This is a genomic window from Sphingobacterium daejeonense (assembly GCF_901472535.1).
GTDB lineage: Bacteria > Bacteroidota > Bacteroidia > Sphingobacteriales > Sphingobacteriaceae > Sphingobacterium > Sphingobacterium daejeonense.
This window is the reverse complement of the sequence record NZ_LR590470.1, coordinates 3,331,519-3,356,685: the sequence shown is the minus strand read 5'-3', so window position 1 is coordinate 3,356,685 and position 25,167 is coordinate 3,331,519. Positions and strand designations below refer to the sequence as shown.

Here is a 25,167-nt window from a genome sequence, read left to right as displayed (position 1 = left end):
AAGACCAAGAGTACTCAACAATCTTCCCTTTAGGATTATTAACCGGAACACCATGAATATAGCCCCCCATTGGTGAATCTAGACGCATATGGCGCAAATCCCTCAATCGTTTTGGTGCCATCCCCAAAATAAAACATCTTCGGTTTCTGCTCTTGAACCATAAAAATCCCTACAGGCGTTTCCATCTGATGTGGTGGCTTATGTAGACCGGAAGTAGCAGGGTTCATACTGCGAATTTTCCACTCATTTTCGCCAGTTCTTTCTACTGTCAAAATATTTTGGTTTGTAACATCTACAAAGTTAACATGGGTGATTTTTAAAGAATCACCGATTGCTTTAACATATCTTTTGGGTACAAACCATGTTCCTTCAAATGAAATCCCATTCACTTTTACCATCTTCACAGTATCAGAGCTTTCCAAGCTTACAAGAGATCCATCACGACCATATATAGATGGCTTTGCGCTGTTCTCTTCTTGATATAAGGGAGCAGATTGATATTTTTCGGTTCCCAATGTATCTGATACACGTTTGTAAGCATTTCTAACAAAATGCTCTACAACTGCTGCTTCGCCATTGCGATTTTTATAGTTTTGAAGAACTCCATAATTATGTGGGGCCCTTTGAAAATTCTCAATAAATGCCAACCTTTCCTTTATTTTCTCAATCTGGAATTGACGGGTAGTATCCTTATAGGGATATGTTTCCTCTAAGGTATGTTTGTCGTAGGCAAGGTCTTTTTCAAGTTTGATATCTGCTGCAGTCCTTGGACGTTCCCGTTCAGCTTTCTCAGCCTCTTCTTGAGCTTTTTTTACTCTCTCTATGGAATCTTGCTTTCTTTTTTCAGCTTCACTAATGTTTTTTGACGAGTTCTTACAAGATGCGATAGTTAAAAAAGCGATAAGTAAGGACCAGAAAAAGTATTGTTTCATTCGTTAGTTTGGTGTTTTAATCAATATCACCATAATGATATTAAAAATCATTCCATTATTTCCGATTTTTGCAAAATATTTCTATTATTCGTCAAATGAAGCTAAATAACTACATAACTATAGCAGTAGGTATTATTATAAATGACCAGAATGAGCTTTTAACTGTTCAGAAAAAGGGATCATTGTATTATCAATTGCCAGGAGGGAAGATTGAAGTCGATGAAATTCCGATAGAGAGTTTAATCAGGGAATTGAATGAAGAATTAAATATACATTTCACAGCAGTAGATTGTCAATTAATCGGAGTACATGAAGCGCAAGCGGTAAATGAGGTTGGTAAAACGGTTAAAGGATATGTTTTTAAGTGCCAATATTCTGAAAAATTAGAGAATCTTCAACCTTTAGCTGAGTTGAATGAAGTGAGATGGGTGAAGAAGTCGGAGATCACAGAAGTAAAATTAGCAAATCTATTAAAACAGTTTGCTTTACCAATATTGATGAGTGAGTAATATTTCTATTAGATTAAAATAAAATATATTATAGTTATTTAATTTAAATAATTTAGTTTATTTTTAACTAAAATTGAGCTTAACTTAATTATAACCAATACTTTAATTTAATCTTGTGATTTATGAAACTATGGATTCAGAATGGTTTGCGCTTATTGGTAGGAGCCTCCATTTTATGGTTATTTCTGCATTTTACTTTACCTAAAATGCCAAATTCATTAATGATTGTTATCATTTTACAATTCTTACTTTATATGGAATTGTTAATTAGATATAATATGAACCTAAGGCGATGGAAAAATCAAGATCAAGATTTGAGATCAGCAGGATTAGTTCTTAGCTTTAAATTTTTTGGGATAAAGATAAAACTCCAATGGATATTTTATTTAATTAGCATAATAACTATGTTAAGCGCCTTATGGTTTGAATATGATATTAATGTTTTTGATAATAGATTTTATACAACATTAATTTTCCTAGCAATAGGAATTATTTTGATGGAGATTATTATTTACTATTTCTTTCAAAGAAGGCAATTCGCTGCAGAAGAATAGATAGGAAAATAAAAAAGCCTCGTTTTTTTGAAAACGAGGCTTTCATATTATTGAACTACCTATTTATTAAAAGTGGAATGTTACACCAACAGTTGGCGCTAATGAGTTAACATTTAATCCGTACATATCAGTTGTAACTTTTGTATCAGTTGATTCTTCAGTTACTGAAGAATTATTGTAGAATAATCCTCTTACTTTAAATTCTACTCCGATATTGGAAGTTGGGAAGTATGCAATACCAGGAGCAAGTTCAACTCCGTAATTGGCAGTTGTTGCTGTTTTAGTATCATCTATTTTTTGAGTTCCCCATGCCATTGGAACAGATAACTGTCCAAAGAATTTAACAGGTCCATCATTTTTGCTATACATTCTTCCAAATGGAGTTAGAACAAATGCTGACTCTGTACTTTCAGGATAATTTGCTTGTTCATATTTTGACCATTCGTAACCAATTCCGGTACCGATAGCAATATTATCAGCCACAAAATAACCCACATTAGGATTAATAATTAATGAATTGTTTTTGTTATCTGTATCTTTAACTGAACTGCCGTGGTATCCAACTTGACCACCAACAATAAACTTTCCTTTTTCAGTTTGTGCGTTTGCTGCTAATCCTAAAACTGCTACTGCAGATAATGTAAGTAATAATTTTTTCATGATTTTAATTAATTTGTTTGACTTTATTGTCATGTATGGTCAATAAGTCAATACCTATGCCAAACTATATTGTCAATAAATGGATTTATCTATGGTTTTTATGAAATAAATGTGTAAACATCTGGTGGATTGAAAGTTATAAGATTGTCAATTAAGTGTAAAGCAATATTGATGACAATAAACCAACAATTTGAAGTTTGTGTACAGCTAACTGAGGGTATATTAATTAAAAGTCTTAGCCATACTGGCAGTCCAATTACAAAATAATGACTGACATTTCAACAATTATGCTGACATAATATTTTTGTATGTCATGCATTGATTCTTTTTCGTATTCTACTCAAAGCTTGGGGGGTGATACCAATATAGGAAGCGAGATATTTTTGCGGTATAGTTTGGATAAGATGAGGTTGTTCTTTTAATAATTGAAGGTATCTCTCTTCAGCATTTAATTTTAAAAGAGATATCTCACGTTGTGTTTTTAATACAAATAATACTTCAGATGCTCTTCTCCCAATTAAATTTCCTACTGAAGTATTTTTATACACATCTTGTAAATCTGAATATGAAATCCTGAGCATGCTAGTTTCTTGTAAAGTTTCAGCAGAATAATAGGAGGGCCCTTGTGTTACAAAAGAATCATAAACACTGGTGAACCAATTATCAAAGGCCATATATACGGTAGTGTCATGTTCGGGCCCGGGAATATAAAAACGGATAATTCCCTTTATTATAAATGATAAATATCGTTCTGTTTGACCTGCTTCAATCAATCGATGCTTTTTCGGAAATTCTTTGAAAATTAGTTTGGATTGAAAATATTCCCAATCTTGGTCCGGCATTTTTGCTTGGATCAGTTCCTCCATTGCTGTCCTTAAATTTTCCATAGAAAGGTTTTATTACAAAACCAATAAAGGTTATTATTGTTCATTTCTTACACATTCTTTAGATTTACAATCAGAAATACTTTATGGAAAACTTCGGGCGCCCCAAACTTACATCTGCACTCTTATGGTTAATGACCATTGTATCAGGGGTAGTCGTTGCAAAACAACTATTACAATCAGCCATTGTTAGCAGAGATTGCTGCTGAATTCAAAGTAACAGAAGCGGAAGTCAGTAAAATAACGGTTTTTACACAATTGGGCTATGCCTTTGGTTTGTTGATGATAATCCCTCTTGGGGATAAGCTATTTCGTAAGAAGTTAATTCTTGTAGATTTAGTAATCGTATTTCTGGCTCTTATCTGGATGGCTATTTCTAAGGAACTTTGGATGATGTCCATGGCCAGTTTCTTAATAGGATGTACATCTGTTATCCCCCAATTATTTGTGCCTATGGTGGCAGATTTGTCTAATTCTGAAAATAGATCCCAAAATATTGGAATGGTGATGTCGGGATTGTTGCTTGGGATATTATTGTCAAGGTTTATTGGTGGAATTGTTGGTGATATTTGGGGTTGGCGAAGCATTTATTGGGGAGCAGCTACGATGATGGTAGTCTCTTGGGTATTTATTTATAAGATGTTGCCCGAGATGAAACCGAATTTTCAGGGTAATTATGCTTCCTTGATGAAATCTGTTTGGCATTTAGCAACGACAGAACCAATCCTACAATTAGCATCTTTTAGAGGCGCAGTAAGCTTTGCATCCATGTGTGCCGTATTTACAACGCTTGCGTTCCATCTAGAGCAACCTCCGTTTGAAGTTGGACCTTCCATCGCTGGTACATTTGGTTTAATTGGTGCTGCGGGAGCTCTGGGAGCAGTCCTTGTCGGCAAATTAAATAAAATATGGAGCCGATATAAAATTATTACGGTTTCACTTATAATACTTCTTTTAAGTTGGGGTTTTATATATTTTATGGGCAACACCTATATTGGTTTAGTGATTGGTATTATACTAATTGATCTGGGATTACAATCTTCTCATATTATGAAACCAGTCGGATTACTTTGCAATCAAAACTACAGCAACGAGTCGCTTGAATACAGTTTACATGGTTTCATATTTTATAGGAGGCTCCTTTGGCTCCTGGATTGCAGCTCAAGCTTGGGGAGTTGCAGGATGGACTGGGGTGTGTATTGTAGGAGTGACCTTCGCTTTATTAGGCATAGGGTCACATTTATTATTGGGAAATAAAATTAGACTGGCCAATGAAACCACCGGCCAGAACATTCAATAAACATCGTAGTTGCAGCCATGGTTGGTGTCCCCACCAACCACTAAAATATTACCGCCATGGTTGGTGTCCCCACCAACCACTAAAATATTACCGCCATGATTGGTGTCTCCACCAACCACTAAAATATTACCGCCGTGGTTGGTGTCTCCACCAACCACTAATATTAATCCAACTTTACAGTATTCAACCTCAACGAATTCAAAATAACTGACACCGAACTCAAGCTCATGGCTGCTGCTGCAATCATAGGTGACATCAAGATGCCAAATGATGGATATAATAATCCTGCAGCAATTGGGATCCCTATAACATTGTACAGAAAGGCAAACAAAAGGTTTTGTTTGATGTTCCTGAGCATTGCTTTACTCAATTTAAATGCTTTATGTACTCCGACAAGATCTCCTTTTATTAAAGTAATTTCAGAACTTTGGATTGCAACGTCTGTACCTGTACCCATTGCAATACCAACATCAGCTTGGGTTAAGGCAGGAGCATCATTGATACCATCTCCGACCATGATCACTTTCTTGCCAGATTCTTGAAGATCTTTGATACCTTTAAGCTTGTCATCAGGAAGCAAACTACCTTTAGCATGTTTGATACCAGCTTCTTTTGCTACGATATCTGCTGTGTTTTGGTTGTCTCCCGTGAACATGTAAACTTCCACTCCTTCATCCATAAATCTTTTTATAACTTCAACGCTACTTTTCTTGAGCGCATCAAATGCAGCCACAAGTCCTGCGATACTGCCATCGATTGCAAGAACAGAAACAGAATTACCTTTCTTTTGTAGTTCTTCGATCTTCTTTCTCATTTCTGGACTGATTTCAACCTGTTGTTCTTCCATCAATCGTGGTGTTCCTAAGATTGCTGTCATATGATGAATCTTGCCTTTAACACCTTTTCCCGAAATATTCTCAAATTGGATAACATCTAATAGATGAACATTATCATCTTTAGCTTTATCTGTCATTTGCTTGGGCCAGTGGATGAGTACTGTTCTTATTCACAGAGGCCGCAATCTGTAAGATGTCTTTTTCAGCGAATTTATCATTTGCAGAAACTACTTCTGAAACAGAAGGTTTTCCTTCAGTGATTGTTCCAGTTTTATCAACTACCAGTACATTGGCTTTCTCTAGTTTTTCAAGAGCCGCCGAATTTTTGATTAGTATCCCATTTTTAGCTCCCTTGCCAATCCCAACCATAAACAGACATAGGTGTTGCCAATCCCAATGCACAAGGACAAGCCACGATTAATACGGCAAGCATATTGGAAAAGGCCAAAGCTGTACTGCTGGGAACTGATGAAATATTCCAAAGAATAAAAGTTAAAACAGCAATGGCAATTACTGCAGGAACGAATATCTTCGAAACACGGTCAGTTAATTTTTGAATTGGGGTTGGCTACGGCTCGCATTATTGACCAACTGAATAATTTGTGCCAATAAAGTCTCAGAACCAATACGTTCAGCTTTTATTAGAATCTCGTGGTTCCCATTAATGGTACCCCCAATAACATGATCATCGATTGATTTTTCAACAGGAATAGGTTCTCCCGTAATCATTGCTTCATCAATCGAAGTATCCCCCTCAGTGACTATTCCATCCACCGGAACTTTGTCACCTGCTCTTACTCTAAGAATATCCCCAAGCTTAACATCATGAATAGAAATTTTTCTTTCTTTTCCATTTTCAACAAGGATAGCCTCTGCGGGGCTCAGTTTAATGAGTTCCTTTATCGCTGAGTTTGTTTTTGAATGAGCTTTAGCTTCCATGACTTGCCCTAGAAGTACTAGCGTTAAGATAACAACTACCGATTCAAAATAGAGATGAACCTCGCCATGATGGCCCTTGAGTTCTGCTGGGAATATCTGTGGGAAAAAGAAAGCAAGTAAACTAAATATAAAAGCTGCTGCTGCACCCAACCCAATCAAACTAAACATATTTAGATTCCATGTTTTGAAAGATGTCCATGCCCTTTGGAAAAACATCCAACAAGTATAAAATACAACAGGAAGGGTTAAGATCAACTGAATCCATGCATTTACTTTGTAAGGAATCACCTGGCTTATGGGTTGGCCAGGCAACATATCGCCCATCGACAAAACAAATACAGGAACCGTACATGCTACAGAAATCCAGAATTTTTTAAGCAAACTCCTGTAATGTTGGTCATCCTCTTCAGTAACTTGGTTAGGGACAAGTTCCATTCCGCAAATAGGACAATTTCCAGGATGATCTTGTACAATTTCTGGATGCATCGGACAGGTATATTCAACCTTGAGCGTAGTATCTGGAATTTTTTCCAAATTCATCCCACAGACAGGGCACGATCCAGGTTTGTCATAAACCTTATCGCCTTCACACATCATAGGACAATAATACTTGCCAGCATTATTTTCATTTTGAACCGGTTTATGATGTGTATGTTCCTGATGAGAAGGGGCATTGAAATCTACCTTTTCAACTGGGCGCAAATGCATATTACATATTGGGCATCTACCTGGCTCATCATAAATCTTATCCTTTCCTTCACAGAACATGGGACAGATGTATTGTCCACTTTCAGAAACTTCTTCCTTGTGTTCGTGATGAGGTTTAATTTCGGATGATGTATCATCATGAATTTGATAATGACCACCTAATTCATCCAATTTGTCCTGAAGATCAGTAGCTGAAACAGGTGAGTCTGATTTTATCTCGGCCTCTCCCTTTTCAAGATTGACAGATGCGGTAACACCAGCGACCTCATTAAGTTTCTTCTCAACATTGGTTCGGCAACCATTGCAGGTCATCCCAGTAACTTTATATGTGTGATTTTCTTTCATCTTAAATCTATCGATTAATATTAATACAAAATTCGATAGTATTGGGTTCAGAATTGTTACATAATTTCAATAAATTGTTATAAAATTATGCTGAATTTGCAATAACATCGTACATTTATATAAACCTAAAACGAATGACTATTTCCAGAAGAGAGTTTATTTATAAGTCTGCTTTATTTTTTCCGGCCTTACATTTTTCATCCTTATTTGCAAAAACTAACCTGCAGTCCACTTTGAGAATCGGTGCGATTGGAATCAAGGGTATGGGCTGGTCAGACCTTAATTCTATCCTTAAAATATCTAATGTTAGCTGTACTGCTATTAGTGATATCGACGATTCTGTTATTCAGGATAGATTAAAAAACTTAAAAGAATTGGGACAAAATCCCAAAGTTTACAAAAATTATAAAGACCTCTTGGCTGACAATGAAGTTGATGCCGTGATAATAGGAACTCCTGATCATTGGCATTGCTTAATGTTGGTTGACGCCTGTAAAGCTGGTAAAGCAGTCTATGTTGAAAAACCAATTGGGAATTCAATCGTCGAATGTAATACAATGTTGGAGGCTAAGGAAAAGTACAATAGTATTGTTCAAGTAGGCCAATGGCAGAGATCACAAAAACATTTTAAGGATGCCATAGATTTTGTGCATTCAGGTCAGTTGGGAAAAATAAGATTAGTAAAGGCATGGGCCTATTTGGGATGGAAAAAGAGGGTGCCAAAAGAACCTGATGGTCCAGTTCCAGCAGGTGTGGATTACAAAGCATGGTTAGGACCAGCAAAGACTCGAACATTCAACCCTAATCGCTTCCATTACAATTTTAGATGGTATTGGGATTATGCAGGAGGATTAATGACGGATTGGGGAGTCCATTTATTGGATTATGCCCTGTTGGGTATGAAAGTGTCTGACCCAAAGTCTATTATGGCAGCAGGTGGTAAATTTGCATATCCAGATGATGCCGGAGATACCCCAGATACCCTAACAACAGTGTATGAATTTGATGACTTTAATATTCAGTGGGAGCATGCTACGAGTATCTCAGGTGGACCATACAATCGTGAACATGGTATTGCCTTTATCGGTAATAATGGTACCTTGGTTCTAGATAGAAATGGTTGGGAAGTTATTCCTGAGATGGATAGAATGAAAGCTGTGCCATATCAAAAAAAGGTGGACAATGGCTTGGATTTACATATGGAAAACTTTGTGGAAGCAATAAGAACTAAAAATCCAAATATATTGAATGCTCCATTGGAAGTGGGTAGCCATATTGCTAAGTTTTCCCAAATGGGTAATATCGCATATAGAACAGGTAAAAAGATCTATTGGGAAAAGGAAAAACAGAGATTTAAAGAATCAGAAGCTAATAAATTATTGGCTGCTGGCTATCACAATGGATACAAAATCCCGAATATTTAGATCATAGGGAAAAGTGATGATTTAGGATCAACGGGATAGTTTTCTTTAAGGGTTTTAAAGAAACGAGTGTTGAGCGGATTATCTTCTAGAATAAAAGGTACATAAATTTGGTTATTATGAACAGATATCTCATAATAACCAAATAATATCTGGTTGTTTTTCTGAACTGACTTCACAGCTTTAACTTGTTGAACATCAGTTAGAATATTAAAGGTAACTGTATTCCCACTCAACCATTCGATCATGACCACATTCGTATTCGGATTGAACCAAATACGTTGATCTTTGGCGTATTTTAATTGATTGTTCAATAAAAATAATTGACTCATTAAATACAGGCTGATCGGAAGCATCAACAGGATAATTTTAACCTTCAGCGCTAAAAAAATAGTAATGATAAATAATACCACACCGATCCCAACACTAAACAACGTCTTTTTTATAGTCTTTTGAATTATTGAGGCGCCGCTTTCTATCAAGTAATAACCTTGCTTATTGCTTTTTTGAATGGACATAGATTTACCTTTCATCATCACTCTTCGGGACAAGAAATAGATCAATATTCCAACTAGTATTACAATAAGTAAGATTTTGTTCATGATTAATACTGCTCAGATTCGTTAGGATAGTTTTGTGATTTTACATCAGAAATATATTGCTTTACAGCATTATTTATTTCTTCATTCAGGTTTAGATATTGTCTTAAGAATTTCGGTTTGAATTCCTGCGTTATTCCCAACATATCATTTACGACCAGTACCTGTCCGTCTGTTTTATTTCCAGCGCCAATTCCAATCGTAGGGATGTCCAACATCATCGAAACTTCTTCCGCTAATGTCGCCGGGATTTTTTCCAAGACGATTGCAAAACAACCAGCCTCTTGCAAAGCTAGGGCATCTTCTTTTAATTTTGCCGCTTCAGCATCTTCCTTGGCACGAACGCCGAAATCGCCAAACTTATAAATTGACTGTGGTGTCAATCCCAAGTGACCACAAACAGGTATGCCTGATTGTACGATTTTTTTAATATTATCGATAATCTCAGTTCCGCCCTCTAATTTTAATGCATGGACACCAGATTCTTTCATCATTCGTACCGCTGCTTTATAAGCATCTTCGGTAGCTCCTTGGTACTCACCAAAAGGCAAATCTGCAATCACCATAGCACGTTTGGCACCTCTAGCAACTGCCGAAGCATGATAAATCATATGGTCAAGTGTTATCGGAAGAGTGGTTTCATAGCCCGCAAAGACATTGGCAGCAGAATCCCCAACCAAAAGTACATCGACTCCGGCATCATCTAAAATCCTTGCTGTAGAATAATCATAGGAGGTTAGCATACTTATTTTCTCACCTCTGTTTTTCATATCGCGAATAATAGAAGTCGTAATTCGCTTGATGACTTTGTTTACTGACATGTTAGATTGCTTTTATTGCAAAAGTAGGCATTTTATTAGGAGTATCAACCTGAATCTTAACCTATTGCTTAAACTGCACTGAATTATAGAAAATTAGCAATTATTCTTATTTTTGCGACATGGCTCAACAAGAGAAAAATCTATTTAAATTCCAAAATTCAACGAATTGATCATCCATGAAGATGATAACCTTATTGTTATCAATAAACCTCCTTTTGTAGCGTCTTTAGATGCCAGAGGTGGTGATGAGGTCAATATCCTTCGTTTGGCAAAAAATTATTTCCCCGATGCGCAGGTCTGTCATCGATTGGACAAGGATACCTCGGGAATACTTTTGATCGCCAAAAACCCTGAAACTTACAGGTTGATATCTATTGAATTTGAAAAACGTAGGGTAGACAAAACATATCATGCAATTATTGGGGGAACTCATATATTTGAAAATCTTGTTGTAGACCTACCTATCTTGAACCAAGGAAACAAGAATGTTACTATCGACAGGTATAATGGTAAACCCGCAGAGACCATTTTCAATAGTTTAAAATATTTCAAGAATTATACGTTGGTGGAATGTAAGCCTATTACAGGTAGAATGCACCAAATACGTATTCATTTGGCTACACAGCACGCTGCAATTGTAGGGGATGCCATGTACAGAGGAAAACCTGTTTACCTTTCACAGATCAAAAAAAGAGGATTTACTCTGTCAAAAGATCAAGAAGAACTGCCGATTATGAAAAGATTTGCATTACATTCAAAAGCAGTGAAATTCACATTGGATGGTAAAGAATATGCTTTTGAAGCCGATTATCCGAAAGATTTTGCTACTTTGTTAAAACAACTAGAGAAATTTGACTCCTAATCATGGCTGAAAAAAAGAATTCAACAAAAAATATCCTTTCATGGGTTTTAATAGTCGTTTTAGCAATCCTCGTAATTACCCCGACAACTAGAGTCGCGATTCAAAGAGGACTGATGAAAATTGGACTTTTTAAACCAGATGTTCCTGAACAACCTACGCCAACACCATCAGCTGCCAACAGCGAACAATCTGCATCACCCATGGTGATGACCGAAACAGTGACCTTATCTGACGAAACTGGCAAAACCGTTCAAACGCATAACCTGCAAGGTAAAGTAGTGTTTATAAATTTTTGGGCGACTTGGTGTGGACCTTGTCGAGCAGAAATGCCATCCATCCAAAAATTATACGACAAATATAAAGACAATGAAAAAGTGGTCTTTATGTTAGTCGAAATTGAGCATAACCTAGATGGTGCTAAGGAATTCTTGGCAAAAGAAAAATTGAATATGCCAATATACTTTCCAGAAAGTGATATACCTGCAACCTGGTTGAGCAATTCTATCCCATCGACCGTAGTGTTGAACAAACAAGGTCAGTTAGCATTTGACCATAAAGGGATGGCAGATTATTCCACCAAAGAATTCGAAGATTTCTTAATCTCCCTAATCAATCAATAAAAATAATGACTAAGCAAGAGCTAATCGAAAACATAAAAAGTAAAAAGAGCTTTTTATGTGTAGGTTTAGATACCGATATAACCAAGATTCCTGAACATCTTTTGGATGATGAAGACCCTATTTTCTCCTTTAATAAAGCCATAATCGAAGCAACATCAGATCTTTGTGTTGCCTACAAGCCAAATATCGCTTTCTATGAAAGTTATGGTGTTAAAGGTTGGGAATCGTTGAGGAAAACTTGTGAAATTCTTCCGAAAGATTGTTTCAGCATTGCAGACGCTAAAAGAGGAGATATAGGCAATACATCCAAAATGTATGCTCAGGCATTTTTTAATCCAGAATCTTCAGGTTTAAATTTTGACTCGATTACCATTGCTCCTTATATGGGCGAGGATTCAGTTACTCCTTTCTTGGATTTTGAAGGTAAATGGGCAATAGTGTTGGCATTAACTTCAAATCAAGGCAGCTTGGACTTCCAGAACTTTCAGAATGCGCAAGGAAAACAGTTATTTGAAGAAGTTATTGATAAGGTAAATACTTGGGGAAGTTCAGAAAACATCATGTATGTAGTGGGGGCTACTAGAGGCGAAGCATTTACAAAAATACGTGAGCACGCACCAGACCATTTTCTATTGGTTCCTGGAGTTGGAGCACAAGGAGGATCTTTGTCGGATGTCTGTCAATATGGGATGAATAAAGATTGCGGGTTATTGGTAAATAGTACCCGTGGAATCATTTATGCATCCAAAGGAAGAGACTTTGCAGAAAAGGCTAGGGAAGAGGCTGTTTCTTTACAAAAAGAAATGCAAGAGGAGCTTGAAAAACATGGAGTTATCTAATCTTATCTAAATTAAATCTTACTTTTTGTTAAATTCTGCATCTTTGGCATAATAATTTGTGGAGATGCAGGGTTAATGTGTTTTATGAATAAAGTAAGGTTCTCATTATTTTTTACAGGAATGCTGGCAAGTGTTGCTTGGTTCAGCAGCTGTAGTTCAGTTTATTTGCCAAATGTTCCGGCAACACCCATGTTCAACAATAAAGGCGAGGCTTATATAGCTGCCCACGTCAATACCAAAGGAAATGTAAGTGGTAACCTTGGCGTTGCAGTTACAGACCATGTAGCCGTCATAGGAAATGGATCCTGCCTAAATTATAAATCAGACAACAATGATTTCAAACAATACCTTTATGAAGGTGGATTAGGCTATTATACTGTAGTCGGCAAAGCTAAACGAAGTGTGTTGGAATTCTATGCTGGATATGGCGTAGGAGCAACAACAGATGTCGATAAAAGAGCAAGTACAACAGGTAGTGATCCCGTCGAAACCAGAGATCTAGATTTCAACAAAATATTCGTCCAAGCAAATTTTTCGTCAACAAGAAAAAACAAGATTAATCTTTTTGGCAAGAAAAGGACTCTAAACTATGGAACTGCAATCCGCATGAGTCGCGTGAAGATGGATAGATTTGAATTAAATGGGGTTTCAAGCCAATTGGAAGAGAATTTATACATCGAACCTATTTTCTTTACAAGACTTGAATTGAATAAAGGATTTCAGATTCAGTATACAAATGGATGGAATATTGGATTGATGGACAACCAATATCTAAAACCGGGAAATGCAGTATTTACCCTTGGTTTGACTTATAATTTTGGTAGAAAATAAAAGAATATGAAAAAAATTATTGGAATAATAACAGTATGTGCTGTAATGATGTTGTCTGGATGCCAGGTGAACAAAAAAGCACAAATCAAAGCACTAGCAGATTGTGAATATGATGTAGAGTCTGTTGATCAAGTTAAATTCAATGGCAAATCACTGGATTCTTTCAAAGGTTCAGATGGCAACTATAATATGTCTTCGATTGCAAGCTTAGCCATGGCACTGTTTAGCAAAGAATTACCATTGGAAGGAAAAGTTAACTTGAAAATCACTAATCCTGAAGTGCAAAAAGCAGCTTTTAATTCATTCAAATATGTTATTGAAATCCAAAATTCACCATTATTTGAAGGTACAGTAGATCAAAATGTCAATCTAAATCAAGGTGAAAGTACAATCGTACCAATGACATTCAAAGCAAATATCTTCAATAAAGCAAAAGAAAATGGATTCGATAAATTCTTTGATGAATTGCTGAATAAAAAGTCAGAAGGATTTATGGTACTTAAAATTAAACCTTCCATCCGCATCGCCGGACAGAATATCTACTACCCATCCTATATTACGGTAGATAAGAATTTCGGAAGTAAGATTTTTAAGTTGTTCAAATAGGCAAAAAAAAAGCAAAACCTGAGTTTTGCTTTTTTTTTGCCTTGATGTGAGATATGAGATATGAGTATTGAGAATTTTCGGAAAGACTTTCTGAAAGAATATTGAAATCACATCTCACATCTCACATCTCACATCTCATATCTCACATCTCAAGTCTAATGTCTAATAGCTTTCTTCCCAATCACCACTTCCTCTATCATTTTTCCATCTTGGTTATAGATTTTAAAGGTTCCTTGGTTTTGGTCAAGGTTTACTTTGATGAGGTTGACATTTGAGTTGATGATTACAGGGAAATTGATATCTTGATCTGGTTTCAGGATTTCATGTCGGTGCATATGGCCGCTCAGCATGATTTGAGCACCAGCTTTGTTTAATATTGGAACGAATTTATTGCGGATATCTTCCATGCCATGCCAACCCAGTACAGGTGGGATATGGCAAATAATAATCTTATACTTGGCGTTTTTGTAGGCAGAGCTGCTAACAGCTTTCTCAAGCCATTTTGCTTGTTCCGTTCTATAAGCGTCCATATCCACGATTCCACTGTATTCGATATCGCTGTCAGGTTTGTCCTCGCCACAATCCAATACAATAAAGCATGCATCCCCTTGATTAAACATATAATACAGTTCTCCTGAGCTCGTTGGGAAATATTTCGGATAGGAGGTTGCAAATGGACCTCGAGTTTCGTGGTTGCCACGTGAATAGTACATGGGCTTTTCACTTGCAAATAGTTTTATGGCAGTATCCATGAAACCGGTGTACATTTGTTCTTCACTCAACAGATTGTCAACCATATCACCATTGAAAACAATAAAATCTGTATTTTCTAAATCTACTTGCTTAATAAGGCTAGTCATCACATCATTTTTGCCGTGAATATCATTGATCACAGCAAATGTCACATTGGATTTTGGTCCAGGAGTAGAAAAGGTAAGTGGTTTTTCCCTATAAACATTTGTTGCAGCATACTCACCATATTGAACACTCGTTCCCTCATGTTTCAATACTTCTTGGTTATAGACACGATATCTATACTTAGTACCTGGTTTTAGACCTTTTAAATCGACCTGATGAACAGTTCCTACGTTTTTAAAACCATATTTCCCTGAAAATATCTTAGGACGTTCTTGCTGATAAAAATGAGTTTTATCATCAGGAGCCAGTTCAACCCATCCAATAGCATCCTTATTGCTGGTCCAAATAATGGAAACAGTGGAGTCTGTCAAAGCTTGAATATAAGGTAAATGACTGATTTTTATTTTCTCCTGGGCATTTAATGAAACAATTGATAAGCATAGAGAAAGTAGTACTATAAAATTCCTTTTCATAGGTTTCGATAGAATTAAGGTTAGGTTTTTAAAATTTTAGACAAGTTAATAAACAGATTTATCTGAATCAATTTGTCTATATGATTTTTACGTTAATTTATGCGATAGATTTTTTAAGGTTTTCCTTATACATATCATATGTATAAACATTATATGGGAGTAATTTATTTGCAAAGTATTTAGATAACAGGCAACAAACTATTAATGGAATAAATAGAGTATAACCATTTGGAGTAATGTTGCAGATAATTATTATAGCAGTAAATGGAGCATATATTGCAGCAGAAAGCGCTGAACCAGCACCAATCAATGCATAATTTATAGGACTAATATCCATCCCCAAGATTGACTTGCAAAAAATTGCAATGGACAATCCTAAAAAAGCACCTGCAATTATACTTGGTGCAAACACACCCCCGTCACCACCAGCGCCAAGAGTGAGAGAAGAAGCTAGAGGTTTTAAAAGAATCAGTAATAATAAATAGCCAATAGAAATAGATTCTGTATTTAATACTTCATTTAAACCATGATAACTGTCACCAAATAATACTGGGAAATAAAAGATTAATAACCCAACAGAGATCGCTCCTAAGTTTACACGGATAAAATTGTTATTAATATTTCCGAAAAAAGTCTTGGTATAAATCACCAATAAGGTAAATCCCACTGCTAAAATACCAGCCAAGCAGCTTATAATCAAAAAGAAGGGTATTGATTTCCATTGCCAGTCAATGAGATAATTTGATATGATAGGACCTTCTCCAAATGAATAGATAAATAACGAAGCGACAAGGGTTGATGCCATGCAACTTATTAAAATCGTTTTTTTGAACTTGCGACTGATAACTTCAATTCCAAACAATAACCCCGCTAATGGACTTGAGAATAGTATTGCTACACCTGCCGCAGATGCTGCACAAATTAATTCCCTTTTGTAAAGTTTAGCAGAGAAATTTTTCTTGTAAACTTCATTACCAATGGTTGCGGTAGCAACGACTGTAGAAACCTCAATACCTGAAGAACCACCGAAAATAACAGTCAAAAAACCGTTTAAAAAGTGAGAAGGAATTTTAAAAAGCGGCAAATGGTCTTTTCTACGGTCCAAAGTATTATAGATTTCCGTAATCCCTTTGTTTTTCCTCCCTTTAAAAGCATATTTCCTTAAGAAATATATAATGGTAATCCCAATAGTAGGAAAAATTATAAATAGATAAGGATTTGTTCCTGAGATAAACTCGAAAACTTTATGTTCAGTCTTTTCTGTAATAAATCTCAGTATTGTTGCTAGAAACGAACTTAATAATCCGACAAATAGTGAAATGCCAAAAAGCTTAAAGTAATTTTGTTGAATGATTCTTTTTCTATTCATTTCGAAATGACAAGTTATCAACGCTCACTAAAGGTTGATCTTTTGATTAGAAATAAGGAAATTGAGTTCGTCAAAGGTAGGTATTCTTTAACTAAATGGGTAAGTGTATCAAGGCAAATGTTACAGGGAATAGCATTATTCTTCTAGGGTCAACGCTTTCCCTTTATGTGCTGCGATATGATCTGTTTTATAACTTTTAATTTCGTATTGAGGGTCTTCAGGACTTGCATGGTGCGTATATCCTTTGTAATTAAAATCTTTAGTGTGAATTTTAATAATCGTACCAGAAACACGCCCAGCTTCTGAATTCCAACTTACCTGATCTCCAATTTTGAATTTCTTTTCCATGTTCTACGAATTAAATAGATTTATATCTTCGTAATTCAATTTGCCATCAATAATTTTGGCAACTGATGTATAGGGATGTTCAACAGATTTTTGGACCCCCATAATATGCCAAACAGTCCACCCCTCTAGTTTTAGATAATCAGCAACCATAGATCGATGACAACTCCACCATACGGCTTCTGAACACATAAATGCAGTTTTTTGTTTGTTGGCAAGATCTTCCAATTTTTGTATTCCATCAATAAATTCCTCAGACTCCATATAATCTGCATACCCACGGAATGACAGATTCCGCCAGCCTGTGTTTCTGCTGTCTTTCTTTGGCTTTCTTCTACCTCCCAATTCTGCTAAATGTAGATATTCAATCTGATGATTTTGTAAAACTTGCCCCAAATTATCCTGATTGTACTGTGGATATTTTCGTGAACCAGGATGTCTCCGAATATCAACAAGCAAAGTGATTGCGAAAGATTTCAATATCTTCAGAAACTCTTCAATGGGATGAGTGGAATGACCTATGCTATAAATTTCCTTCTTCATCCTCATTCAATGCTAATAAATATTTATCAATGTAGAAGTGCTTCTCTTTTGATTTATACTGTTGGATAAATCTAGGATGTTCTAATACGACTAGGTTTTTGAACAAACTTGTTTCCTTATTTAATTTATCAATAAAGGTGGCGTTTTTCTTTCCCAGGATATAAACTTCATCAGTCCTTAGTCCCAAGTCAATATGTTTCTTTAACGATTCAATCATGAAATCTTTCACCATTAAAAAAAGTTTGGGGTCATCGTAATAATTAGCATTTACAAATTGGCCGGGTTTCAATTCTCTAATAATGGCAAGGGGAAAAGGAGAGTTGATATAATGGTTTTTATAAAAAAGGTCAGGACCACCGTATTCTTTGATCATGTCGTAAATAAAAACCGATGATATTTCATGAGTCCTCGCACTCAGCATTGGAATCCCGCACTCACTTTCCAGTCTTTTAGTATCCGTAAAAGGTACACCGGTTACTCCAGCGCCATGTCTGCTAGGATTGATGCCGATAATAAATTTGCGCTCCATATGATCATCATAAAATTTATGATAGAATTGACGCATTACCTGCATGGTTTCAGGGTTGTCAAAAAATGGGTTCAATACATGGAAACCTTCAGGCAGCTCGCCTGAGTATTGTAAATGTTGATTGAAATCAATGATTTTGTCAGCAAATGTTTGCGGCATAAGGTACTTTTCTCAATGCAACAATATAAACTCACAAAAGTTTAATTTAATTGGAACTGTCCCTGTTAAATGTGTATCCAACGGTCCATTCAATAAAATCTGCCTTGCCCATATGAGCTTTGATGGAAACACCTGCATTTATGTTTTTATAAACATAATATCTTGCGCCTGCCCTAAGGAAAATTCTTTTTATCTCACCATTGAAACGTTGGTTGTGCAAGTAATAACCGACATTTCCATTCAATACCAAGCGCTCATTCAAAATATGGGCTACATAAAAGGAGGGGCCACCAGAAAGTTTAGAACTAAGTTTTCCGGATTTGTCTCCTGCGATTTCCGCATCATTGCCTGAGGAGGAATAGAACAAATCAAAACCGCCACCTAATCTCCATTTATAAGATACATGTCTGCTTGCATAAGCACTCAAGGTTGTTTTAAAGAACCTCTCATCCGAATCGTCCTTTAATTGTTTGAACCCAGCACCATAATTTATATGATAGAGAATTTTCTTAGAAAATGGTTTTAAAACGGAATCCCTATTTATCTTGAGTTCAGGATTCAATTGATAATTTACAGAAACAGTTAGAGGAACTAAGTTTACCCCTTTATTTGGTAGTCGAAGGGCACCATTTGAAAAATGGTGAAAAGCCAAGCCAACCCCTGCTTTCCAATGTGGGTTGATTTTATATTGAGCTCTAATTCCTAAGTCAATAAACACATTGTTTTTTGATCCTATGACCAAATTCAATGGATTTTCATTTTCATTATAAGGTTTAAAGTTAGCCGACAAGCCTAATCCGATCCTGTAATCATAACTCCAACGGCTATCTTCTTTGGGTGAAATCGGTGTTTGGACAAAGCCATAAACCGCAAAAGGGCTTCCGAGGATATCAGTATTAAACGTACTGGAGTAAATTCCAATACCGTAGATTGGATAATTGTAAATCTGATAGTATTGATCTCTTTTTGCTCTCTGTTTCCAGCCAATTTTAAAATTCAAACCGTTGTAATAGGCACCTTCATAGGTGGTGGATTTCAACCCTTTTTGAGCTAATATGCCACCATTTTCTGTTTCTAACTCAAAAATAAGTGGACTTGATTTCAATTCTTTTTTAATTTCAGAGATCTGACTTTTTGCAAAAGATGGTATAATAAGTATTAGAAAAATAAAATAAAGCCTGATCACAGAATAATAGTTATGGATTTTACATTAAGTCGTCAAAAATAGTAATAACTTTAACGCATAAAACGTAGGCAATGTCATATTTGTTTCAAATGAGTATTGCAATTCGTTAAAACTTAAACATTGTGTCAAACTTTATCCTTATCATTTTTTGCCTCTCCGCTGGGATAATCAGTAGAAAATTCAATTGGGTAGCCAAAGATGGTTTCAAAGCATTGAACGCTTGGGTTCTTTACTTTGGGTTACCTGCACTATCTTTCAATTTCCTTCCTAAACTTCAGTGGGACAATAGTTTGTTGTTTACGATGTTAGGACCAATAATAGTGCTTTCTGGATCTATTTTATTCTTTTATATCCTGGAAAAAATCACTAAGATCTCCAAACGAACATCGCACACACTGATGTTAATTGCTGGACTCAGTAACACTTCTTTTGTCGGTTTTCCTTTAATAACGGCATATTTTGGAGTCGAGGCATTGCCTATAGGAATCGTAAGTGACCAAATGACTTTCTTTTTGCTATCAACAGTCGGCGTCATTGTTGCAATGAAAGGAAGCCTTAAGAAAAACAAAAAAGTTGATTTTCTTTTTATCTTGAAAAGAGTATTCACATTCCCACCATTAATAGGTTGTTTGTTGGCATTATCGATCCCTAGGTTTATCGATCTCAGCAGCTTAGACGAATTCTTTAGAATTTTGGGCTCCACAGTTTCGCCTATTGCGTTGTTCTCAATTGGACTACAATTGAATTTTGCTATTGTAAAAACCGAAGTTCCTAATATAATTTATGCATTAGTTTATAAATTAATAATCGCGCCGGGCATTGTAGCTTTTAATAGCAATATGGTTAGGATTAAAAGGTGAAATTCCTCAGGTATCAATGTTTGAGATGGCAATGCCTAGTTTAGTGGCAACCAGTATTATATTAAGTCAGTTTAAGTTAAATTCGAAAGTTGGAAACAGTGTTATTGGATTGAGTATCCCGATAGGTCTTTTGACCACATACATGTGGTACCATCTATTAACAACTTATTTTTTGTAACCTAAATGTTATCGAAATATTTTGGGAAATGCTTATCTTTATTGCTATTAATTCAACGAAATACGGATTATTTTTAGATTTTAACATACTTAAATAGTTTATGAAAAGAGTTTTATTCTTTGCCTTGTTGGCAGGGATTCAGTTGTCTAATGCTCAAGAAAAGCATGAGCGTTATACACAAAAGATTGAAGGGACGAGTTTAGAATTTACGATGGAAGCCATTCCGGGCGGAGAATTCAATATGGGGAGTGCAAAATCTTCCAATGCTGATGAAAAACCAGTTCATAAGGTAAAAGTAGATCCATTTTGGATGGGAACATATGAAGTTACATGGAATATATTTGAACCCTTCCTATATAAAGACTTTGAAATCACGAAATCAACTGATGGTAAAGTTCCTGCAGAAGTAGATGCAGTAACGAGGCCAACAAAACCATATTTAGATATGACATTTGGATTTGGTAAAGATGGGCAACCGGCATTAGCAATGACTCATTATAATGCCATCCAATATTGCAAATGGTTATATGTAAGAACAGGCGTATTTTATAGACTCCCAACAGAAGCTGAATGGGAATACGCTAGTAGAGCCGGGTCTGAGACAGAATATTTCTTTGGTGATGATGCTGCTCAATTAGCCGAGTATGCTGTGTACAAAGAAAATTCTTCAGGTAAAACAACAAAAGTTGGTACCAAAAAAGCAAACCCTTGGGGCTTATTTGATATCTATGGAAATGTAGCTGAGTGGACTTATGACCAATATGATGCCGAGTTCTACAAACAATTTGAAGGGAAAGTAGCTGATAATCCTGTGAATGTGCCTACCAAACTATATCCACATGTTGTACGTGGTGGATCTTTTGAGAGTGAGCCAGCAGATTTGCGTTCAGCATCCAGAGGAGCTTCTGATCCTTTCTGGAAACAATTGGATCCTCAAATTCCAAAATCAAACTGGTGGTTCCCAGAAGCACCATTTGTTGGGATGCGCTTAGTACGTCCTGTGAAACAACCATCACATGACGAAATCATGGCTTACTATGACAAAGCGCCAATCAAGGATTTTTAATAATATAAACCGAAAATAATACTCAATTTAAATCTATATTCATGGAAAGTTTAAAACGTAGGGATTTTATTAAATCTTCCTCAGCTTTAGTGGGTGCTGCTGCCTTAACCAGTAGTTCTGTGAGCAGTGTGTTTGCTGCAGGTTCTGACGTGATTAAAATTGCCTTAATTGGTTGTGGTGGTCGTGGTACAGGAGCTACATTCGACGCTTTTGCTTCTGGTCAAAACATCAAGTTAGTAGCAATGGCAGATGCATTTAAAGATAACCTGGATTCTACTTATGATACACTCAAAGAAAAGTTTGGTGATAAAGTAGACGTGCCTGATAGCCGTAAATATGTCGGTTTTGATGGTTATATCAATGCTATTAAAGATGCCGATGTGGTTTTGTTAACCACTCCTCCGGGATTCCGCCCATTACACTTCGAAGAAGCTGTGAAACAAGGGAAACACGTGTTTATGGAAAAAGCCGTAGCTGCAGATATTCCTGGCGTAAGACGCGTTTTAGAAACTGCCAAAGAAGCAAAAAGAAAAAAATTGAATGTTGTTGTAGGATTACAACGCCGCTATCAAACAAACTACCGTGAGGCAATCAAGAGAGTTCATGATGGTGCAATCGGGGATGTTGTTTCTGGACAGGTATACTGGAACAGTGGTGGTGTATGGGTGAGACCGCGTAAACCAAATCAAACTGAAATGGAATACCAAATGCGTAACTGGTATTACTTCAATTGGTTATGTGGTGACCATATTGTAGAACAGCACGTTCACAATATTGATATCGCAAACTGGGTAAAAGGAAAGTATCCGGTATCAATCCAAGGAACAGGTAGCCGTGCACACAGAACCGGAAAAGAATATGGCGAAATCTACGATAACTTCGCTATTGAATTGACTTATGACGATGGGTCGGTGGTTTATAGCCAATGCCGTCACTTCGAAGGTATTCCAAATAGAGTAGATGAAACCTTCCAAGCTACTAAAGGTAGGATGTATCTTTCTGCTGGTAATCAAGCAGTTCTATGGGGTCCTGATGGAAAAGAAATCTATCGCCATGACTCAAAAGGAAATCCAAACCCTTATCAACAAGAACACAAAGAATTATTTGAAGCAATTGCTAAAGGTGAATATAAATTCGATAATGCTGAATATGGTGCTTACAGTACGTTGACAGGTATTATCGGTAGAATTGCTGTGTACACAGGAGAAGTAATCACTTGGGATAGAGCATTAGCTTCAAATATTGATTTGATGCCTGAAAAATTTGCTTGGGATGCAAATCCGAAAGTAATGCCAAATGCTGAAGGATTTTATCCTGTGGCAGAGCCAGGAATCAATGTAGAGAAATATATCTAACAGTGATAAAATTCTGTAATTTTATCACATTAATGGTAATTGGTTGCTGGGCTTTTGCGCAGCAACCAATTTCTACTTTACAGAAACACGAACTTTTTGGAAGGGCACAAGGAACAACCTATACCATTACCTATTTTGCCCCGACACAAAGTATCTCACAATCTTCCGTCGATAGCATTTTTAATGTTATCGATCAATCCATGTCGCTATACAAAGCTGATTCAGAAATCTTGAAATTCAATGATCCCAAAACTTTGAAGCTTGTTTTGGACCCGCATATGTTGAGGGTAATCAAGGAATCCTTCAAGATGCACAAAGAATCAAATGGTCTCTTTGATATTACGGTGATGCCATTGGTGTCTCTGTGGGGCTTTGGACCCAAAAAGATCGAAGGTATTCCAGATTCCTTAGAAGTCAAAGAGGCTTTGAAAACTGTAGGAATGGACAAATTAAAACTTAGAGGAAAGACCTTAAAGAAAAAAGTGAAAGGTGTAGAGATTGATCTCAATGGGATTGCTCAGGGATACACCGTAGATGTTCTTCATGATTTTTTGTTAGCCAATAAAGTACAAGATTTTATAGTTGAAGTAGGAGGAGAGATTCGAGCACATGGAATAAAACCTGATGGAGGTACATTTAAGGTTCTGGTTCAACGGCCAGAGAAAGACTCACAAGGAGAAAGTTACATCTTGAATCTAAACAATAAATCCGTCACAACCTCAGGAAGTTATGAGAAGTTTCGTAAAGTAAAAGATTACAGGTTTTCACACCATATGGATCCAAAAACAGGTTATCCATTAAAGTCACAAACTATATCGGTAACAGTAGTAGCGAATTCAGCAATGGAAGCTGATGCCTATGATAATATCTTTATGGCTATGAAACCAAAGGATGCAATTTCATTTGCTAATTCAAAAAATATAATTGATATTTATTTAATGTATCTAGAAGATGGCCAAGTAAAAGAGGCTCAATCTTCAGGTTTTCAGAAGTATTTGCTAGCCGATTAAATACTTAAATTTTTAAACTTATTCCTAAATGAAACGTTCAGATTTTTTAAAAAATAGTTCTCTTTTGGTAGGAGCTTCCTTATTTTCCAATGGGCTATCTGCCAAAGACCAATCCTCAAACCTTATGGATACTAATGCTGCTAATCAACCTTTCAAATTAAATTATGCCCCACATCAAGGGATGTTCAGTGCATCTGCTGGAAAGAATTTCCTAGATGAAATTCAATATATGTATGACTTAGGTTTTCGTGGTATTGAAGACAATGGTATGCCAGGCAGATCGGAAGATGAACAGAAAAAAATTGGTGATTTATTGGCAAAATTAGGGATGACGATGGGCGTCTTTGTTGTTCCAAAAGGCGGAAACGGTGCCAACTCATTGGCAGCAGGTAAACAAGAGTTTGTAGATATTTTCACCAAAGGTTGCCGTGAGTCCGTAGAAATCGCAAAACGATGCAATGCGAAACATGTGACCGTAGTGCCAGGAGATTACGTACGTAATCTTCCAATAGGTGTGCAAACCGCAAATGTAGTCGAAGGATTAAGAAAGGGAGCTGAGATTTTTGAACCTCATGGTATAACAATGGTGTTGGAACCCTTGAGCGATACACCAGACTTGTTTCTGAGATTTACTGACCAAACTTATGAAATATGTAAGGCAGTAAACAGTCCTTCTTGTAAGATCCTTTATGATGTATACCACCAACAAAAAAATGAAGGAAATTTAATTCCATTGATGGATATGTGCTGGAGTGAAATTGGATATATTCAAGTAGGGGATAATCCGGGCAGGAAAGAACCAACAACTGGAGAGATTAATTATAAAAACTTATTTAAGTGGTTGTATGAGAAGGGATATAAAGGAGTTGTAGGAATGGAACATGGTATGTCCAAATCCGGAAAACAGGGAGAAGAAGCATTGGTGAAAGCGTACAGAGAGGTGGATTCCTTCTAATGCTAAAGGGTTTTA

The 25,167-nt window shown here is 36.3% G+C and carries 28 protein-coding genes; 14 read left to right on the top strand and 14 right to left on the bottom strand.

Annotated elements, in window-relative coordinates; translation table 11 throughout:
• Positions 1 to 38 precede the first annotated feature (38 nt).
• Complete coding sequence (locus FGL31_RS16270; protein ID WP_232046848.1) at positions 39 to 932, bottom strand: murein L,D-transpeptidase; 894 nt, start codon at positions 930 to 932, stop codon at positions 39 to 41.
• Positions 933 to 1,027: 95 nt separating this feature from the next.
• Here FGL31_RS16270 and FGL31_RS16265 point away from each other — a divergent pair, with 95 nt between their 5' ends.
• Entirely contained in the window at positions 1,028 to 1,441 is a 414-nt protein-coding gene (locus tag FGL31_RS16265) for an NUDIX hydrolase (protein WP_138092961.1), read from the top strand.
• 122 nt (positions 1,442 to 1,563) lie between these two features.
• A complete protein-coding gene (locus tag FGL31_RS16260; RefSeq protein ID WP_138092959.1) occupies positions 1,564 to 1,995 on the top strand; it encodes a hypothetical protein in 432 nt (143 codons plus the stop codon).
• Positions 1,996 to 2,061: 66 nt separating this feature from the next.
• Here the strand turns inward: FGL31_RS16260 and FGL31_RS16255 are convergent, their stop codons facing one another.
• Together FGL31_RS16255 and FGL31_RS16250 are read right to left on the bottom strand one after the other, a co-directional pair.
• Positions 2,062 to 2,655 (bottom strand): outer membrane beta-barrel protein, encoded by a 594-nt coding sequence (locus FGL31_RS16255; RefSeq protein ID WP_138092957.1) that lies wholly within the window; start codon positions 2,653 to 2,655, stop codon positions 2,062 to 2,064.
• A gap of 311 nt (positions 2,656 to 2,966) precedes the next feature.
• Positions 2,967 to 3,542 (bottom strand): Crp/Fnr family transcriptional regulator, encoded by a 576-nt coding sequence (locus FGL31_RS16250; protein WP_138092955.1) that lies wholly within the window; start codon positions 3,540 to 3,542, stop codon positions 2,967 to 2,969.
• 156 nt (positions 3,543 to 3,698) lie between these two features.
• On the opposite strand from FGL31_RS16250, the gene FGL31_RS16245 reads away from it, so the two are divergent.
• A complete protein-coding gene (locus tag FGL31_RS16245) occupies positions 3,699 to 4,796 on the top strand; it encodes an MFS transporter (protein WP_232046847.1) in 1,098 nt (365 codons plus the stop codon).
• Between the two features lie 206 nt (positions 4,797 to 5,002).
• On the opposite strand, the gene FGL31_RS26125 is transcribed toward FGL31_RS16245, so the two are convergent.
• The 3 genes from FGL31_RS26125 to FGL31_RS26120 form a co-directional block, all read right to left on the bottom strand.
• Entirely contained in the window at positions 5,003 to 5,812 is an 810-nt protein-coding gene (locus tag FGL31_RS26125) for an HAD-IC family P-type ATPase (protein WP_262709144.1), read from the bottom strand.
• Positions 5,802 to 6,044, bottom strand: a complete 243-nt coding sequence (locus FGL31_RS28180; protein WP_262709143.1) for an HAD family hydrolase — start codon at positions 6,042 to 6,044, stop codon at positions 5,802 to 5,804. The genes FGL31_RS26125 and FGL31_RS28180 overlap by 11 nt, the downstream gene beginning before the upstream one ends.
• Before the next feature lie 177 nt (positions 6,045 to 6,221).
• On the bottom strand, positions 6,222 to 7,667 hold the full coding sequence (locus tag FGL31_RS26120) for an HAD-IC family P-type ATPase (RefSeq protein ID WP_512745613.1): 1,446 nt from the start codon (positions 7,665 to 7,667) through the stop codon (positions 6,222 to 6,224).
• A 134-nt stretch (positions 7,668 to 7,801) separates the two neighbouring features.
• Here FGL31_RS26120 and FGL31_RS16235 point away from each other — a divergent pair, with 134 nt between their 5' ends.
• Positions 7,802 to 9,091, top strand: coding sequence for a Gfo/Idh/MocA family protein (locus tag FGL31_RS16235; RefSeq protein ID WP_138092953.1), 1,290 nt, complete (start codon positions 7,802 to 7,804; stop codon positions 9,089 to 9,091).
• Here FGL31_RS16235 and FGL31_RS16230 read toward each other — a convergent pair.
• A complete protein-coding gene (locus FGL31_RS16230) occupies positions 9,088 to 9,690 on the bottom strand; it encodes a hypothetical protein (RefSeq protein WP_138092951.1) in 603 nt (200 codons plus the stop codon). The genes FGL31_RS16235 and FGL31_RS16230 overlap by 4 nt on opposite strands.
• Positions 9,691 to 9,692: 2 nt before the next feature.
• Positions 9,693 to 10,508, bottom strand: coding sequence for a 3-methyl-2-oxobutanoate hydroxymethyltransferase (gene panB / locus FGL31_RS16225; protein ID WP_138092949.1), 816 nt, complete (start codon positions 10,506 to 10,508; stop codon positions 9,693 to 9,695).
• A 166-nt stretch (positions 10,509 to 10,674) separates the two neighbouring features.
• Here panB and FGL31_RS16220 point away from each other — a divergent pair, with 166 nt between their 5' ends.
• The 5 genes from FGL31_RS16220 to FGL31_RS16200 all read left to right on the top strand — a co-directional run bounded on the left by FGL31_RS16220 (position 10,675) and on the right by FGL31_RS16200 (position 14,266).
• Positions 10,675 to 11,370 carry an RluA family pseudouridine synthase gene (locus FGL31_RS16220; RefSeq protein WP_394366149.1) on the top strand — a complete coding sequence of 232 codons (696 nt, stop codon included), beginning with the start codon at positions 10,675 to 10,677 and terminating at the stop codon, positions 11,368 to 11,370.
• A gap of 113 nt (positions 11,371 to 11,483) precedes the next feature.
• Entirely contained in the window at positions 11,484 to 11,990 is a 507-nt protein-coding gene (locus FGL31_RS16215) for a TlpA family protein disulfide reductase (RefSeq protein WP_232046846.1), read from the top strand.
• A gap of 5 nt (positions 11,991 to 11,995) precedes the next feature.
• Entirely contained in the window at positions 11,996 to 12,829 is an 834-nt protein-coding gene (gene pyrF, locus FGL31_RS16210; RefSeq protein ID WP_099372866.1) for an orotidine-5'-phosphate decarboxylase, read from the top strand.
• Between the two features lie 84 nt (positions 12,830 to 12,913).
• Positions 12,914 to 13,660: a hypothetical protein gene (locus tag FGL31_RS16205; RefSeq protein ID WP_232046845.1), complete on the top strand. Its 747-nt coding sequence runs from the start codon at positions 12,914 to 12,916 to the stop codon at positions 13,658 to 13,660.
• A gap of 6 nt (positions 13,661 to 13,666) precedes the next feature.
• Positions 13,667 to 14,266, top strand: a complete 600-nt coding sequence (locus FGL31_RS16200; RefSeq protein ID WP_099372867.1) for a hypothetical protein — start codon at positions 13,667 to 13,669, stop codon at positions 14,264 to 14,266.
• Between the two features lie 155 nt (positions 14,267 to 14,421).
• Here FGL31_RS16200 and FGL31_RS16195 read toward each other — a convergent pair whose 3' ends face one another.
• The 6 genes from FGL31_RS16195 to FGL31_RS16170 all read right to left on the bottom strand — a co-directional run bounded on the left by FGL31_RS16195 (position 14,422) and on the right by FGL31_RS16170 (position 19,647).
• Positions 14,422 to 15,597 carry a purple acid phosphatase family protein gene (locus tag FGL31_RS16195; RefSeq protein ID WP_138092943.1) on the bottom strand — a complete coding sequence of 392 codons (1,176 nt, stop codon included), beginning with the start codon at positions 15,595 to 15,597 and terminating at the stop codon, positions 14,422 to 14,424.
• Positions 15,598 to 15,694: 97 nt separating this feature from the next.
• Positions 15,695 to 16,966, bottom strand: a complete 1,272-nt coding sequence (locus FGL31_RS16190; protein WP_138092941.1) for a chloride channel protein — start codon at positions 16,964 to 16,966, stop codon at positions 15,695 to 15,697.
• Positions 16,967 to 17,101: 135 nt separating this feature from the next.
• Positions 17,102 to 17,314 (bottom strand): hypervirulence associated TUDOR domain-containing protein, encoded by a 213-nt coding sequence (locus tag FGL31_RS16185; protein ID WP_138092939.1) that lies wholly within the window; start codon positions 17,312 to 17,314, stop codon positions 17,102 to 17,104.
• Between the two features lie 3 nt (positions 17,315 to 17,317).
• The gene (locus tag FGL31_RS16180; protein WP_232046844.1) at positions 17,318 to 17,854 is read right to left on the bottom strand and encodes a DUF488 domain-containing protein; all 537 of its coding nucleotides are present in this window, start codon (positions 17,852 to 17,854) and stop codon (positions 17,318 to 17,320) included.
• A complete protein-coding gene (locus FGL31_RS16175; RefSeq protein WP_138092935.1) occupies positions 17,835 to 18,542 on the bottom strand; it encodes an SMUG2 DNA glycosylase family protein in 708 nt (235 codons plus the stop codon). Before FGL31_RS16175 ends, FGL31_RS16180 begins: the two co-directional genes overlap by 20 nt.
• Positions 18,543 to 18,588: 46 nt before the next feature.
• Complete coding sequence (locus tag FGL31_RS16170; RefSeq protein WP_232046843.1) at positions 18,589 to 19,647, bottom strand: acyloxyacyl hydrolase; 1,059 nt, start codon at positions 19,645 to 19,647, stop codon at positions 18,589 to 18,591.
• Between the two features lie 203 nt (positions 19,648 to 19,850).
• Between FGL31_RS16170 and FGL31_RS16165 the strand changes: the two genes are divergently transcribed.
• The 5 genes from FGL31_RS16165 (at position 19,851) to FGL31_RS16145 (ending at position 25,152) form a co-directional block, all read left to right on the top strand.
• A complete protein-coding gene (locus tag FGL31_RS16165; RefSeq protein WP_232046842.1) occupies positions 19,851 to 20,588 on the top strand; it encodes an AEC family transporter in 738 nt (245 codons plus the stop codon).
• A 278-nt stretch (positions 20,589 to 20,866) separates the two neighbouring features.
• On the top strand, positions 20,867 to 21,832 hold the full coding sequence (locus FGL31_RS16160) for a formylglycine-generating enzyme family protein (protein ID WP_138092933.1): 966 nt from the start codon (positions 20,867 to 20,869) through the stop codon (positions 21,830 to 21,832).
• Between the two features lie 41 nt (positions 21,833 to 21,873).
• On the top strand, positions 21,874 to 23,187 hold the full coding sequence (locus FGL31_RS16155; RefSeq protein ID WP_138092931.1) for a Gfo/Idh/MocA family protein: 1,314 nt from the start codon (positions 21,874 to 21,876) through the stop codon (positions 23,185 to 23,187).
• A 32-nt stretch (positions 23,188 to 23,219) separates the two neighbouring features.
• Positions 23,220 to 24,197: an FAD:protein FMN transferase gene (locus FGL31_RS16150; RefSeq protein ID WP_138092929.1), complete on the top strand. Its 978-nt coding sequence runs from the start codon at positions 23,220 to 23,222 to the stop codon at positions 24,195 to 24,197.
• 28 nt (positions 24,198 to 24,225) lie between these two features.
• The gene (locus FGL31_RS16145) at positions 24,226 to 25,152 is read left to right on the top strand and encodes a hydroxypyruvate isomerase family protein (protein ID WP_138092927.1); all 927 of its coding nucleotides are present in this window, start codon (positions 24,226 to 24,228) and stop codon (positions 25,150 to 25,152) included.
• Positions 25,153 to 25,167: the final 15 nt, after the last annotated feature.

Excerpts from the sequence above, each read along its gene's own strand:
- FGL31_RS16270 (WP_232046848.1), bottom strand. The coding sequence starts at position 932 with ATGAAACAATACTTTTTCTGGTCCTTACTTATCGCTTTTTTAACTATC.
- FGL31_RS16265 (WP_138092961.1), top strand. The coding sequence starts at position 1,028 with ATGAAGCTAAATAACTACATAACTATAGCAGTAGGTATTATTATAAAT.
- FGL31_RS16260 (WP_138092959.1), top strand. The coding sequence starts at position 1,564 with ATGAAACTATGGATTCAGAATGGTTTGCGCTTATTGGTAGGAGCCTCC.
- FGL31_RS16255 (WP_138092957.1), bottom strand. The coding sequence starts at position 2,655 with ATGAAAAAATTATTACTTACATTATCTGCAGTAGCAGTTTTAGGATTA.
- FGL31_RS16250 (WP_138092955.1), bottom strand. The coding sequence starts at position 3,542 with ATGGAAAATTTAAGGACAGCAATGGAGGAACTGATCCAAGCAAAAATG.
- FGL31_RS26125 (WP_262709144.1), bottom strand. The coding sequence starts at position 5,812 with ATGACAGATAAAGCTAAAGATGATAATGTTCATCTATTAGATGTTATC.
- FGL31_RS28180 (WP_262709143.1), bottom strand. The coding sequence starts at position 6,044 with ATGGTTGGGATTGGCAAGGGAGCTAAAAATGGGATACTAATCAAAAAT.
- FGL31_RS26120 (WP_512745613.1), bottom strand. The coding sequence starts at position 7,667 with ATGAAAGAAAATCACACATATAAAGTTACTGGGATGACCTGCAATGGT.
- FGL31_RS16235 (WP_138092953.1), top strand. The coding sequence starts at position 7,802 with ATGACTATTTCCAGAAGAGAGTTTATTTATAAGTCTGCTTTATTTTTT.
- FGL31_RS16230 (WP_138092951.1), bottom strand. The coding sequence starts at position 9,690 with ATGAACAAAATCTTACTTATTGTAATACTAGTTGGAATATTGATCTAT.
- panB (WP_138092949.1), bottom strand. The coding sequence starts at position 10,508 with ATGTCAGTAAACAAAGTCATCAAGCGAATTACGACTTCTATTATTCGC.
- FGL31_RS16215 (WP_232046846.1), top strand. The coding sequence starts at position 11,484 with ATGAAAATTGGACTTTTTAAACCAGATGTTCCTGAACAACCTACGCCA.
- pyrF (WP_099372866.1), top strand. The coding sequence starts at position 11,996 with ATGACTAAGCAAGAGCTAATCGAAAACATAAAAAGTAAAAAGAGCTTT.
- FGL31_RS16205 (WP_232046845.1), top strand. The coding sequence starts at position 12,914 with ATGAATAAAGTAAGGTTCTCATTATTTTTTACAGGAATGCTGGCAAGT.
- FGL31_RS16200 (WP_099372867.1), top strand. The coding sequence starts at position 13,667 with ATGAAAAAAATTATTGGAATAATAACAGTATGTGCTGTAATGATGTTG.
- FGL31_RS16195 (WP_138092943.1), bottom strand. The coding sequence starts at position 15,597 with ATGAAAAGGAATTTTATAGTACTACTTTCTCTATGCTTATCAATTGTT.
- FGL31_RS16190 (WP_138092941.1), bottom strand. The coding sequence starts at position 16,966 with ATGAATAGAAAAAGAATCATTCAACAAAATTACTTTAAGCTTTTTGGC.
- FGL31_RS16185 (WP_138092939.1), bottom strand. The coding sequence starts at position 17,314 with ATGGAAAAGAAATTCAAAATTGGAGATCAGGTAAGTTGGAATTCAGAA.
- FGL31_RS16180 (WP_232046844.1), bottom strand. The coding sequence starts at position 17,854 with ATGAAGAAGGAAATTTATAGCATAGGTCATTCCACTCATCCCATTGAA.
- FGL31_RS16175 (WP_138092935.1), bottom strand. The coding sequence starts at position 18,542 with ATGCCGCAAACATTTGCTGACAAAATCATTGATTTCAATCAACATTTA.
- FGL31_RS16160 (WP_138092933.1), top strand. The coding sequence starts at position 20,867 with ATGAAAAGAGTTTTATTCTTTGCCTTGTTGGCAGGGATTCAGTTGTCT.
- FGL31_RS16155 (WP_138092931.1), top strand. The coding sequence starts at position 21,874 with ATGGAAAGTTTAAAACGTAGGGATTTTATTAAATCTTCCTCAGCTTTA.
- FGL31_RS16150 (WP_138092929.1), top strand. The coding sequence starts at position 23,220 with ATGGTAATTGGTTGCTGGGCTTTTGCGCAGCAACCAATTTCTACTTTA.
- FGL31_RS16145 (WP_138092927.1), top strand. The coding sequence starts at position 24,226 with ATGAAACGTTCAGATTTTTTAAAAAATAGTTCTCTTTTGGTAGGAGCT.